This window comes from Paraflavitalea pollutisoli, assembly GCF_029360705.1.
GTDB classification, from domain to species: domain Bacteria; phylum Bacteroidota; class Bacteroidia; order Chitinophagales; family Chitinophagaceae; genus Paraflavitalea; species Paraflavitalea pollutisoli.
Genome location: NZ_JARKMX010000005.1, coordinates 1 through 12,393, shown reverse-complemented (window position 1 = coordinate 12,393; position 12,393 = coordinate 1). Strand labels below are relative to the sequence as shown.

Annotated in this window: 12 protein-coding genes; 6 read left to right on the top strand and 6 right to left on the bottom strand. The window is 49.0% G+C overall.

Annotation, left to right across the window (positions count from 1 at the left end):
- The first annotated feature begins 71 nt into the window (after window positions 1–71).
- Window positions 72–1,958 (top strand): hypothetical protein, encoded by a 1,887-nt coding sequence (locus tag P2W70_RS12565; protein WP_276481817.1) that lies wholly within the window; start codon window positions 72–74, stop codon window positions 1,956–1,958.
- 361 nt (window positions 1,959–2,319) lie between these two features.
- Here P2W70_RS12565 and P2W70_RS12560 read toward each other — a convergent pair whose 3' ends face one another.
- Window positions 2,320–3,546 (bottom strand): sterol desaturase family protein, encoded by a 1,227-nt coding sequence (locus tag P2W70_RS12560; RefSeq protein WP_276481816.1) that lies wholly within the window; start codon window positions 3,544–3,546, stop codon window positions 2,320–2,322.
- Between the two features lie 32 nt (window positions 3,547–3,578).
- Window positions 3,579–3,899, bottom strand: a complete 321-nt coding sequence (locus P2W70_RS12555) for a carboxypeptidase-like regulatory domain-containing protein (RefSeq protein WP_276481815.1) — start codon at window positions 3,897–3,899, stop codon at window positions 3,579–3,581.
- Window positions 3,900–4,362: 463 nt separating this feature from the next.
- Here P2W70_RS12555 and P2W70_RS12550 point away from each other — a divergent pair, with 463 nt between their 5' ends.
- Both P2W70_RS12550 and queD read left to right on the top strand, forming a co-directional pair.
- The gene (locus P2W70_RS12550) at window positions 4,363–5,247 is read left to right on the top strand and encodes a DUF4382 domain-containing protein (RefSeq protein ID WP_276481814.1); all 885 of its coding nucleotides are present in this window, start codon (window positions 4,363–4,365) and stop codon (window positions 5,245–5,247) included.
- A 101-nt stretch (window positions 5,248–5,348) separates the two neighbouring features.
- Window positions 5,349–5,705: a 6-carboxytetrahydropterin synthase QueD gene (queD, locus tag P2W70_RS12545; RefSeq protein ID WP_276481813.1), complete on the top strand. Its 357-nt coding sequence runs from the start codon at window positions 5,349–5,351 to the stop codon at window positions 5,703–5,705.
- Window positions 5,706–5,720: 15 nt separating this feature from the next.
- Here the strand turns inward: queD and P2W70_RS12540 are convergent, their stop codons facing one another.
- Window positions 5,721–6,155, bottom strand: coding sequence for a DoxX family protein (locus P2W70_RS12540; protein WP_276481812.1), 435 nt, complete (start codon window positions 6,153–6,155; stop codon window positions 5,721–5,723).
- 270 nt (window positions 6,156–6,425) lie between these two features.
- Between P2W70_RS12540 and P2W70_RS12535 the strand changes: the two genes are divergently transcribed.
- Entirely contained in the window at window positions 6,426–7,487 is a 1,062-nt protein-coding gene (locus P2W70_RS12535; RefSeq protein WP_276481811.1) for a hypothetical protein, read from the top strand.
- Between the two features lie 155 nt (window positions 7,488–7,642).
- Here P2W70_RS12535 and P2W70_RS12530 read toward each other — a convergent pair whose 3' ends face one another.
- Window positions 7,643–9,466 carry a M61 family metallopeptidase gene (locus tag P2W70_RS12530; protein WP_276481810.1) on the bottom strand — a complete coding sequence of 608 codons (1,824 nt, stop codon included), beginning with the start codon at window positions 9,464–9,466 and terminating at the stop codon, window positions 7,643–7,645.
- A gap of 90 nt (window positions 9,467–9,556) precedes the next feature.
- Between P2W70_RS12530 and P2W70_RS12525 the strand changes: the two genes are divergently transcribed.
- A complete protein-coding gene (locus P2W70_RS12525) occupies window positions 9,557–10,033 on the top strand; it encodes a nucleoside deaminase (RefSeq protein ID WP_276481809.1) in 477 nt (158 codons plus the stop codon).
- A 4-nt stretch (window positions 10,034–10,037) separates the two neighbouring features.
- Here P2W70_RS12525 and P2W70_RS12520 read toward each other — a convergent pair whose 3' ends face one another.
- Together P2W70_RS12520 and P2W70_RS12515 are read right to left on the bottom strand one after the other, a co-directional pair.
- Complete coding sequence (locus P2W70_RS12520) at window positions 10,038–10,400, bottom strand: anti-sigma factor (protein ID WP_276481808.1); 363 nt, start codon at window positions 10,398–10,400, stop codon at window positions 10,038–10,040.
- 27 nt (window positions 10,401–10,427) lie between these two features.
- Window positions 10,428–11,000 (bottom strand): RNA polymerase sigma factor, encoded by a 573-nt coding sequence (locus tag P2W70_RS12515; RefSeq protein WP_276481807.1) that lies wholly within the window; start codon window positions 10,998–11,000, stop codon window positions 10,428–10,430.
- A 101-nt stretch (window positions 11,001–11,101) separates the two neighbouring features.
- Here P2W70_RS12515 and P2W70_RS12510 point away from each other — a divergent pair, with 101 nt between their 5' ends.
- Complete coding sequence (locus P2W70_RS12510) at window positions 11,102–11,872, top strand: C40 family peptidase (protein WP_276481806.1); 771 nt, start codon at window positions 11,102–11,104, stop codon at window positions 11,870–11,872.
- Window positions 11,873–12,393: the final 521 nt, after the last annotated feature.

Here is a 12,393-nt window from a genome sequence, read left to right as displayed (position 1 = left end):
CCTCTTTTGCAAAGTATTCTTGGTAAAAGCTTATTTTGCTATTCATAATCAGGCGGAAAGCTATGCGGTGTATGCGGTCGTCCCTTTTTTTACTGAGTGTTTTGTGTTTTCTGCTGGTCATAGAACTGCCGGCCCAGGTGGAGCCTGATACGACCATCAATAAAGCATCGCTGAAAAAGACGGATACCGCCCGCCGGGCCTCGCTCGATAGTTTTATTCTCCGGCAGCGTGGTTTATTTGGAAAGCTGGCCCGCAACCTCCTATCGAACAATCCTACCGGAGACCCGGTTACCGGTCCCATCCGAAATGACCTGTTATTTAGTATCTACAATGGCCGGGTGATCCGGAGCATAAATGTAGAGGTCCTCGATTTCGGTACTGCCATTGCGGATACCAGCCGACGGTTTAAAAGCAAGCTGACCAACCTGGCAAATAGCTTTCACCATAAGACGCGTAACCACGTGATCCGGAATAACCTTTTTTTCCAGGTGGGTGATAAGGTTTCTCCTTACCTCCTGGCGGATAATGAGCGGCATTTGCGTGACCAACCTTATATGCAGGACGCAAGGATTGTTATCCGCTCTTCCGACAGAAGTTTCGATTCGGTGGATGTTACCATTTTTACCAAAGATGTATTGTCGATCGGCGGCTCGTTCAGGATGCGGAATTCTACGAGTGTGAGCGGCACCTTGCGGGAAGACAACCTTGGGGGATGGGGAGACCGTTTGCAGGGAAGCTTGTTGTACGATCAGCGCCGAAAAGAGCGGGTAGGTTACGGTGCGGAGTATATTAAACGGAATATTGGGGGTTCTTTTATCGACGGTTATATTGGCTTTGATAATTTTAATAGGGCGTTCAACAGTGGCCGCAATGAAGAGATGACCTATTATGCACGATTGATCAGGCCGCTGGTACATCCCTATCTGCGATTTACCTACGCAGGGGAGGTGGCTTATCACCGGACAGAAAACATGTACCTCGGCGACTCGGTATACAAGACCGATGCGCAATATGAATATTATAATTACGATACCTGGATAGGCTGGAATACGGGCGCCTATAAAGTGGGTAATGTGCAAAACGAAAACGACCGTTTGCGGACCTTATTAAGCATGCGGTTTTTCCGTAAGCAATTCCAGCAAGTACCGGATGTGTTTTCTCAGGAGTATTATTATGATTATATCGACCGGACGGCCGCGCTGGCTGCGCTGTCGATCTTCCGCCAGGACTTTTATAAAGTAAGGTATGTTTACGGTTTTGGGCGTAATGAGGATGTGCCCGAAGGTATGGATTTGTCGTTTACGGCTGGGTATACGCAAACGCAGGGGCGCGACCGGCCCTATGCAGGCATTGATTTTCAGCGTTTCTTCTTTACCGAGAAGGAGCATTATTTCAACTATACTGCGCGGGTGGGTGGTTACTTCAATAAAAAAGTGATCGAGGATGTGGACGTGCTTTTTAACCTGGACTATTTCTCCAATCTTAAGACGCTGAGTAAAAACTGGAAGCAGCGCACCTTCATTAGTGCCGGTTTTACCTTGCAGGCGAATAAGGAATTGAATGAGCCCTTATTCCTGGAAAGTCCTTTCGGTCTGCCAGAGCTGCGCAACAATAAACGGGTATATGGGGAGATCCGCAGTACGCTCAAAGGAGAGTCGGTGTTTTTCAGCCCCTGGATGTTCCTGAACTTTCGTTTTGCTCCTTTCATCTTCGGCAACCTGACGTTGCTGACTCCGGAAAAACAGGAGTTGAAGAAAAGTGATCTGTATAGTAGTATTGGCGGTGGCTTGCGTAGCCGTAATGAGAGTCTTATTTTCGGTACCCTGGAGTTCAAGGCCTTTTTCTTTCCCCGACAGAATTACTTCGGCGACCGGTGGCGGTTCGAATTCAATACGAATGTCAAGTTTAAGTACAATCGCCAGTTCATCAAGCGACCAGAGTTGATCTTGGCTAACTAAGGATAGCTATTATCCAGGCGTCTTCTTGTGTGGTGTTTTTGTGTGGCAATGGGAGCATACAGAGATACCGGCTGGTGTAACATCAGGCACTATGCCATTACCGTTTGGAGAATAAAAAAAGGCAGTGTAGAAACACCGCCCGTTCATCAACGATTGCTTGCCATACGAAAAAGAAGGTTTGGTCTTGCGACCCGCCGGGGCATGCCGTCGGCTAATAATTTGAAGGCGATGTAGACACATCACCCGGAGGTTCAGGTATGAAAGTTGAACCGATGCAATGCAGTTACGGGTGGAGTCGAACCACCGTAGAAGGTCTTGCCAACCTTCGCCTCTCCCCTCGGCCACGTAACTCGTGTTTATGTTAAGATCTTCTGTGCCGGTCATATACCCACTCCAGGTAATACACTCGGATGGTATCGAAATAGGCTATCAGCAGGATGGCTACAAAAAGCAGTATGATGTTGAGCCAAATAGCTGGGTAAGCCAGTATGAAACCTATTGTCAGCGTTAATAGCCGTAAGAATTCCAGGTAGTAGACCCATTGTTTCTGTTCCATGATGGCTCCACAGTTGATCAGCGTCAGCAATATAGCCAGTGAGATCAGTACCTGTTGCGAGAGCGGTAAATAATGCTCAAACAGGATAAAGATGAACAGTAGTCCCATGGTGAGCCCGATCTGCCATACAACGTACCGGTTGAGCGGGGCGTCGAAGGCGGCGTCGTTCTGTTTGATCCTGAATCTTTCTTCTGCTATTTCCCGTACCGCAGGATCTACCTGTTCCGGCTTGCTGAAGAGCAGCTTCACTTTGTTCCAGGTACCGGGTGTACGTCTGACTGCATAGGTCAGTTCCGCGATGAAGTGAAAGTGCTGCCACAGGAAGCTATAGCTTTTCAAGGGATGCGTCAATCCATATTTGATGGCTACATCCTCTTCTTCTTTTTGAAAAGTGCCAAAGAGCTTGTCCCAGATAATAAATACATCGCCATAGTTCTTGTCGAGGTATTGTTCATTGCTGGCATGGTGTACCCGGTGATGGGAAGGGGTTACTAGTATGTACTCCAGTATGCCCAATTTGCCAATGAGCCGGGTATGGATAAAAAACGGGTATAATCCGTGTACCAGTAAAATGCTGGTGATCATCGAAGCCGGAAAACCCAGCACGGGCAGTATGGCCCAGAATCCGGTTCGTAGGAAAGCCTGCAGCACGGTTATTCTTGCCGATACGGTATAGTTAAAGTCCTCACTCTGGTGGTGCACGATGTGCGCTGCCCAGAATATATTGATCTCATGTGCCAGGCGATGGTACCAGTACCACATGAAGTCGGTACACAGCAGCAGTAATAGCCAAAGCAGCAGGTTCGGTTTAATGTCAAACAAGCCATAGTTCTTTTGCAGGTAGTCGTACACAAAATAGAACAAGCCTACAACCCATACATCCATCAGGCGTTCTGCTATGCCCACGGCGACATTGGTTATGGAGTTGTGCAGGTTGAAATAGGGCAATCTTTTTCGCCTGGCAACAACATACTCCAATATCATAAAGGAAACGAAAAGCGGTACTGCAAAGGCCAGTATGTTAAGCTTCATAGTGAGCAACGTTGAATGATGGGTACTTGCTATTATTTAAGATCCAGCCTGATCGTAGTTTTTTGGGCAGGGTCTTTAATGCTGATCTGCTTGGATTTGTATTTAGGATGTTCTACTACCAGGGTTACCGGCAATTGCTGCCAGGTGGATATGGTGAATATGCCATCTTTGCCGCTCAGGGCCTCTTCTTCTCCCGACACGATGTAGACATAGGCATTCTCGACCTGTTTACCGTTTAGGTTATGAACGATATTCCCTTCAATCTTTACCGGCCTGGATGGATAGATGGCCGAAGGGCTCGTGATGAAGGCTGGTACAGCGATGAGCCAACTGTAAGCCGATGCAGGTTTCATGTGTATCTTTTTAGATGAACAAATAGGTGCGTATTCCTGTTAGGAATCATCAACTACATCGTGCTATTGAGTTCTGTGATTGCATGAATGTCTGTTCTGAGTGCAAGTATAGGAATAACTATTAAGTCTACCAAAATAGTGGACTATTTTAATTTGGAGTTTTTTGCACCGGGCCTAGTAAAAGAGGAAAATTCATAGCAGAGGGTGCTTGGCGGGAAGTTAATTATATACGTAATTGTGATGGAGACAGATGGGACTACAGGGCCTTTTTTTATGTTGTATCCTGTAGTGTGTATCCATGGGAGATGGGGTACCAGGGTGATGGACTCCTTCAGCCAAATTGTTAAAACCAACCCATTTGCAATGGTGTCGCCATTTTTTATCCACTTTTCAACGCCTAGGCATAGAACTTGTAATACCTGCTGTGTAAGGGTTTCTTTTACCTCTTTAAAACACTACTAATATGACCACAAAAGGAAAGCTATTGGGCTTAGGCTCAATGGTGCTTGCCATTGCTTTTGTTCTCCATGCCTGTAAAAAAGATGCCTCTTCTCAAGATGAACCACTACCCGACGGTAAGCAAGAGGTTCAGTTGTATCTCACCGATGATCCTGCATTATTCGACAAAGTACTGATCGACATCAAAAGCGTTCAGGTATTGACCGATACCTGCGATAAGAACAAACAGGATGACGATGATGACGATGATCGTGGCCGTGGTCACGGTGATGATGATCATGAAGATCGTTGTGTGATCTGGGATAACCTCAACATTGCGCCCGGCGTGTACGATCTGCTGGGCCTGCGCAACGGGGTCGACACCTTGCTGGCCAGTGGCATTATACCGAAGGGGAATATCCGAAAGATCAAAATTGTACTGGGTAGCAACAACTCCCTCGTCAAAGACAGTGTCACTTACCCCCTGGACCTGTTTCCCGGTGCCCAGGCGACTATCGTGCTTAAGTTGAAGAGCAAGGACTGGGACGAATGGAGACCAGGCCGCAATCGCCTCTGGTTGGATTTCGATATATCCAGATCGATCATTACCGTGCGGGGCAAATTCCTGTTGTTACCGATCATTAAAATATTCACCGTGAAAGCGACCGGTAGCCTGGAGGGCCAGGTATTACCCAAAGAGGCTGTTCCGGTAGTAAGTGTTTACAATGCCCAGGATACAGGTTATGCTATACCCTGGCGGAATGGGGAGTTCAAAGTAAGAGGTCTGCAGGAAGGCACCTATAATGTCTTCATCAATGCCTCCAACGGCTACCAGGACACCACCATTACAGGGGTAAAAATCAGTCGTGGCCGGGAAACGGACCTGCCCAGGATCACCCTGCATAAATGATTTTCCATTAGATCATACGCCAAGTGAAGACAGTGGAGTTGTTCTCAACTCCACTTTTTTTGTGCAATAGCCCGTACCTTTGTGCCCTCACAAGGAGTGCTATGCTGATCTATAAGGAATTTACATTCGATTCGGCTCATTTTCTGCCCAATGTTCCGGATGGCCATAAGTGCAAGGAAATGCACGGGCATACTTACCGTTTGCGTATCTGGATCAAGGGGCAACCCGACCCCCAGTTGGGCTGGGTCATGGATTTTGCGGTATTGAAAGGGCTGGTAAAGCCGGTAGTGGCTGAGCTGGACCATAAGTGCATGAACAATGTGCCCGGTCTGGAGAACCCTACCTGTGAGCTCATTGCGGTATGGATATGGAACAGGCTGAAGCCCCTGTTGCCCGCTATGGACCACCTGGAGCTGCATGAAACGCCTACTTCGGGCGTTGTTTACAATGGAGCATAAGCCGTAAGGCCTTTCTCATTTGGGGTTGAGCCGGAAGTAATTATCGAGCGAAAGAGGTCCTCCTCCTTCTACGAGGAAGAATACCAGCAACAAAAAAATGATGACCGTCAGTGGTAAGGCTGCGCCTGAGGCGAAGAGGCCGTACTGGTTGGCCATGATCATGATGGCTGCCAGCAGGATCGGCATTTGCAGCAGGATGGCCCAGCGTGTGAGCAGGCCGATGATGATCAGGAAGCCTCCCAGCAAGTGGGCCCAGGTGATGCCAATGATGATTCCGTCGGCGGAGGCTGCAAAGGCGGTGTTGTACAATAATTGGTGAGCCTGAACGGAATTGACCATGAAGGAAATGCCTTTGATAAAGAGGCAGAGACCTAATGCTACCCGGGGCACTACCAGCCAGCGGGGGTGATGCATCAGGCTCCAGTTGTGGATCTGTTGAAGCGTACCCATGGCGAGATGTTTTAAAGAACGATGATGTTTGTGTACCTAAAGTTACAGCTATTCCCTGGGCGGGTATTGAATCCGGGATTAAATTTGGGGTGCCTTGCCCAGCGTGTTTTAGCAAACCGTTACCAACGTACACCTTATCCGAAAACCTTCTTTTTGATACATACTTTTTTTATTAATGGTACGTTTTTAGTGTTACCTATATTTGCAAACCTCTTTGAACGAAACCCGAGTTGCCGTAGTAGGCTACGCTCTGTTTAAACATCATTCACTATGAACAAAAAGACCTGGTATCAGGCCTCCTCGCTGTGTGTTACAGCGACTATGTGTATCTCTTTATTGAGTAATTGTCAATCGACTTCTGCTGAAGCTATGGCCGCCGTCAAGTCGGCTGATACTACGGACAAAAAAACGCAGGCGACAGAACCTGCGCCAGTAGTGGCTCCTACGGCATTCCTGGATACCGCCTGGTACAATGAAAGTACCCGATTGATGGTCAACGGCGACTCTACCGGCAAATGGCCTGTAAAAGGTGACTACCCGTTACCGGGCGCCATACTACCTATGAAGCGGGTATTGGCCTATTATGGCAACCTGTATTCTACGAAGATGGGCATCCTTGGCGAACTGCCCGAACAGCAGATGCTGGAAAAGCTGCAAGGAGAGGTAAAACGCTGGCAGGCAGCCGATACGGCGGTAGAAGTAGTGCCCGCACTGCATTATATCGCAGTCACTGCTCAGGGTAGCCCCGGTGCCGGTGGTAAATACCGCCTGCGTATGCCGTTCAAAGAGCTCGACAAGGTAATCGCCATGGCGGCGAAGATCAATGCTTTGGTTTTCATCGATATACAGGTAGGTACAGGTTCTGTTCAGGAAGAGGTGCCGCAATTTGAAAAGTACTTCAAAATGCCGCATGTTCACTTCGGTGTCGATCCGGAGTTCTCTATGAAAACTGGCGCCAGGCCTGGTTCGGTGATCGGAAGCTTCGATGCTGCCGATATCAATTACGTGTCCAACTACCTGGCCAAGATCGTGAAAGAAAACAACCTGCCTCCCAAGATCCTGGTGGTACACCGCTTTACGCAAGCGATGGTTACTAACTATAAGAATATTAAGCTGCAACCAGAAGTGCAGATCGTGATGGATATGGACGGTTGGGGAGCGAAGGCCCGGAAGATCAGTACGTACCGGTCTTTCATCCATCGCGAACCGGTTCAGTACACCGGCTTTAAGCTGTTTTATAAGAACGATTTCCGTGAGCCCGGCAGCCGCATCATGACACCTGAAGAGGTGCTGAGCCTGAAGCCAAGGCCGATGTATATTCAGTATCAATAAGCTACATCAATAACCTATCATTTAAAGGGCCTTGCTGGTGAATACCGGCAAGGCCCTTTTACTGTTGGCCAGGCTTTATTTCCTGGCTATGGGTTGAGTATTTTGTATTGTGTCTGGCATGGCTGGCTTGCGGAAAGCTGCGTTGGCCCGGTTCACTACTTGGCTTTGTTGCCAAACCAACTGTTCCTGAAAGCGAGCATGTCGGCAGTAGGCGTTTTTCCTTCCTGCTCAAAAGTCACCAGGCTGTATTGCGGGTTGCCGGCCAGTATGATCGTGGCGGTTTTGGTATTACCCCTGTGCTGATATTCAACGACGATGTTGTCACCTGGTTTGTGTTCTTTGAGGATTGGTTCCAGGTCGCTTTGCTTTTTGACGGGTTTGCCATCGAGACTGATGAGTTGGTCATCTACATCGAGGCCTGCCATGTACAGCGGGGTGCCGATAACCGTATTGCTGGCAATGGTCAGGTTATTGCCTTCCCGGTATTGAACCGAACCCATCCATGCCTTTTGCTCATTGGCTCTTTTGAGTACCAGTCCTGCTTTTTCTACAAGGGGGGCATAATTGAAAGATTCGTGGCCGGTAATGTATTTGCTGAAAAAGCTGGTCGCAAATGATTTGTCGCCGGTAAGTTCAACCAGGGCAGCTTCAAGCCCGGGAATGGTATAGGCCTTCTCTGGTTTGCCAAACTTTTTCCAGAGTGTGGTCATATAACTGTCGAGGGTCAGGCCTTTATAGCGTGTACGTAATTCCAGGTCGAGTGCGAGGGCAATGGCACCGCCATAAGGGTAATACGAAGTATACATATTGACATAGTTGCTCTTGTCAATAGCTACGCCGGCGTCCACAAAGACGGCATGACGACTTACTTCGGCAGGCGAAAACCTTTTGGCGCCGGCAGTATTTTCTTTGGTATTGATGAGGCCGGCCAGGGAGGGCATGTATTCGTCTACTGTCTGGAATTTGCCCCGGGTCATGAGCAGGTCGCCGTAGTACTGCGTAAAGCCTTCGGCGCACCAGAGCTCATTGCTCATATTGCTCTTTTCGAAATTGAAGGGTTCCAGCGTTTTCGGGCGGATGCGCTCTACATTCCAGCAATGGAAGAATTCGTGGGAGAATACATCGAGCAGGTAATTGTTGCCATCGAATTGGGTTGGCAGGGCAATCATGGTCGAGTTACGGTGCTCCATACCATCTCCTTTTACATAAGGATTGATACTGGCGATAAAGGTGTAGGTGCCGTAATCGTAGGCAGGCACTTCGCCAAACACCGCCTGGGCTTCTTCTGTGATGGTATGTACTTTCCGGGCGAAGCTGTCGGCAAGCGCTTCGCTGGCTTTCGCTTCCATGGCCAGTCTGAACTGGTATGATTTTCCATCGGGGTTTTTGAGGGTCCAGGTCTTCCAGATCAGCTCGCCGATCTTGGTGGGGCTGTCCATAAAATACTGCAGCCCGGGAGCGGTAAAAAGGGTAGGATTGCCTTGCACAGGTTTTAATTGGGTGGCAATGGTCCACTTTTTTCCTTCCGGCAGCTGGAAGTTGATATCGATCGGCGCTTCCTCCATGCCTTTTACCCACATAAATACGGCTGGCATATTGAAGTGGATATTGGTTTCATCGATGCCGGCATAAGTGCCGTCAGGATGATTGGCATACAGGGTATATTCCAGTTTCACATACCCGTCGTTGCGAATCTCATACACGTCTCCCTCTGTACGATTGACGACAAGCGATTTGCCGGCGCGGTCAAATGCCTTTACGTCGTACACATTTTTGCCAAATTCGTGGGTAGCATATCGGCCCGGGGAGGAGCGGCTCATCCGGAACAGGGCCGTGCGTTGGGGGATATCGGAGGCAACCACCGTGATCTTTGCTTCGTGGTGAACGATATTGGGGAAAGCGACCACATAGCTTAGCTTTTGTGCGAAGCCAAGGAGGCCAAATGCGGAACAGAGCGAAAACAACAACAGTTTCTTCATTTTATGCAATTATGGTATAACAATGTAAACAATTATTGGGGCCAGCCGGCCTTCAGGTATTTTGTAATTTAGCGGTTAAAATAAAGTGTTATGACGGAACGGGAACAGCATTTTATGCAGGCGGCTATCGATCTGGCCCGCCAGGGTATGAACGCCGGCAAGGGTGGCCCTTTCGGTTGTGTGATCGTGAAAGGTGATGAGATCGTAGGACAGGGGTGTAATTCGGTGACATCGAGCAATGATCCTACGGCGCATGCCGAGGTGGTGGCCATCCGGGATGCCTGTCTACAATTGCATACGCACCAACTGACGGGGTGTGAGTTGTATACTTCCTGTGAACCTTGTCCGATGTGTATGGGAGCCATTTATTGGGCCAGGCCCGACAAGGTGTTTTTTGCCGGCACGAGAACGGATGCTTCCGCGGCCGGGTTCGATGATTCTTTCATCTATGAGGAGATTGCTGCGCCAGTGGGTGATCGAAAAATACCCTTGGTCAACCTCGGGCGGCCGGGGGCTGTTCAGGTATTTGCAGAATGGGTTGCCAAGCCGGATAAGATCACCTACTAGGCGCTTATCCGTGTTGTAGTTTTTTGATGATGAACCAGGCCAGTACGATCAGGGCCAGCACGAGGAATATGGCCAGGTAGGTCCAGGGTTGCTCCGGGATCCTGCGCTTTTCGCGCCGTTGCTTCTTTTGTTGGATGTATTGGTTCAGCTCCTTGTTCAGTTGATCCACATAACCGGTGAGGTCTTTCTTATTAGAGAACTGCTCCAGTCCTTCCATGGCCTCATCGGCAAAGTCGTTATCTGCCATCCAGCGTTCTACCTCGTGCTTTTCCGCTTCGGACAGTTTGCCCGCGAGGTAGTCCATCAACTTCTGGTTGTCGATGTCCTTGTTGCTGTTCGATAATATGTTTAATAAATCGTGGTTCATGTTGATTTGATGGCCGGTAGCATGGTATCAGGAGGCATTGATTTTTTTGTCGATCGCGATCTTCAGGTTTCGTTTGCCGTTCTGAATATAACTCTTAACCTGCTGAATGGAATATCCGGTTTGGTCGGTGATCTCCTGGTACGACCGTTTCTCCAGGTAAAACAAAGTTAAGCACTGTTCCTGCTCCTTGCTGAGTTCCCGCATGCTTTCTTCCATTAATTCCAGTTTCCGGTCTTTTTCCAGGTGTGCCAGTCTTTCTTCCGATTCTTCGCCGCGTGTGTGGATCATTTTTTCTTGTATCTCGACGATCCGGTTGGGTTTTGCCCGCAGCTTCATGAGGCAATGGTTTCGGGCGACAGTGCCTACCCAGGGACGAAAGGTTTGGATGTTGGCGGTGGTGGGGTCTGTAAGTACTTTTACAAAGACCTGTTGCACGGCATCTTTGGCTTCTTCTTCGTTTTTGAGGTATTTCATGCAGATACCGAGCAGCAGAAGTGTATATCTCTTCAGTAGTATTCCGAGCCATTGGTTATTGCGATCGATCTTGAAGCGATCCAATAACTCCATGTCGGTCATATGTTCATGCTGATCAGGTTTCACTCAGGGTAATTTAGCTCTTTTCTATTCTATGGATGCAAGAACGAATATTTTTCACAAATCGTTTCCCTTTTTCTTTCTTTGTTCTTAAATAATAACTGATTATGCCATTTGTCGTATGCTGTGTACCGGTAAGTCCCATGCGGGCAGAATCGAGTCATAAAAGTGAGATGATCAGCCAGCTTTTGTTGGGTGAAGGCGGCGAGCTGCTGGACGAGGCGGAATATTTTGTCAAGCTGCGTGGCAGTCATGACGGTTATGAAGGTTGGTGCCAGCGAAGCCAGGTAGTGATCCTCGAACAATGGCCTGGGGTGGTTGCCCCTTCCATGCTGGTAGGCGATTGGACAGACAAGGTGCTGATCAATGGAACGACGGCCTGGGTGCCGATGGGAACGCCCATTCTGGCACCTGCACAGGAAGTGGTGCAGGCGGGACCTTATAAGCTGCAATACACGACCGGTAGTGCCTGGAATGCTGCCAATACCCAGCCAACACCGGAAGCGGTGCAGGCGCGTGCGGTACGATTGCTGAATACGCCTTACCTGTGGGGTGGCCGTTCGGTATTCGGGATCGATTGCAGTGGATTTTGTCAGTTGGTATTCCGGTTCTTTAATATTCCCCTGCTACGGGATGCGTACCTGCAGGCCACACAAGGTGAAAATATCGGCTTTTTGCAGGAAGTTCATGGCGGCGATCTGGCCTTCTTCGACAATGCTGAAGGACGGATAACACATGTGGGCATTCTGTTGAGCGAGTCGGAGATCATTCATGCTTCGGGCAAGGTCAGGATCGATAAGATCGACAATGCCGGCATCATCAACACTGACACGGGGCAGCGTACCCATCAGCTGCGGATTATTAAAAGATTCTTCTAAAGGCATTTAGGGAACAAGGCATCGAGGGAGTAAGGCATCGAGGCAACAAGACATCTAGGCAGCTGAGGGGGCACTGAGGCAGTCCAGCTATACGGCGGCGAGGATGCTAAGGCATCGAGGAGACAAGGCATCTAAGCAGCGAGGTAACTGCGCGGACCTTCTGGCAGTCCTGCCATACGGTGGGAAAGGCAGGAAGACCTTGAGCTGTCAAGGACACAGTTGGAAAGATAGATAAAGTGCTAATCAATACTTGAATCGGCCTTCTACATAAAAAAAGCGTGCAAGGAATTGCCCTGCACGCTTTTTTATTAGTGTGCCCAGCATGATCTTAAACTTGGAGGTGGGAGTCCTCTACGGGCCTTGATAGTGGGAACCGTTAGCCAATGGCAAGGGTGTCCACCGCGAGGTGGAATCTGGAGGAAGCCTGCGGCAAAGTCCCGGTCCGACGAACAGAAACTGTATACAAGGCATCAAGAGGTGGACAAGGCTGCTAAGCAAGCTAAAGTCCTAAACTATCCGGA